1 pseudogene is annotated in these 255 nt (G+C 41.6%); it reads right to left on the bottom strand.

Annotation, left to right across the window (positions count from 1 at the left end):
* A pseudogene (locus AOA62_RS32255) lies at window positions 1-192 on the bottom strand (hypothetical protein); the annotation flags it as partial.
* Window positions 193-255: the final 63 nt, after the last annotated feature.

Below are 255 nucleotides of genomic sequence, written 5' to 3'. Positions count from 1 at the left end.
ATCTGATAGTGGTCCGCCGGCGAATGTTCCGGCTGCACCTGCTGCTAGAAAAATAAAGATATATACTTGTGCCTGTGCGATGGTCATATTAAACTGTTCGATAATGTAAAAGGCGTAGAAGTTTGTAATTGCTGCGTGAAACGGACCGTGCAAATAATATGAAGATAAGTAGGATGATAGCGCCTCGTACAATTTTTTTGTTCTGGATGGCGTTCTTTGTGTTGATGGCAGCTTTCTTTACTGCTGTTTTCATAG

It is taken from the genome of Pseudomonas sp. 2995-3 (assembly GCF_002742565.1).
In the GTDB taxonomy this organism is placed as follows: domain Bacteria; phylum Pseudomonadota; class Gammaproteobacteria; order Pseudomonadales; family Pseudomonadaceae; genus Aquipseudomonas; species Aquipseudomonas edaphica.
The sequence above is the reverse complement of the archived record's forward strand: the minus strand, read 5'-3'. Positions and strand labels throughout refer to the sequence as shown.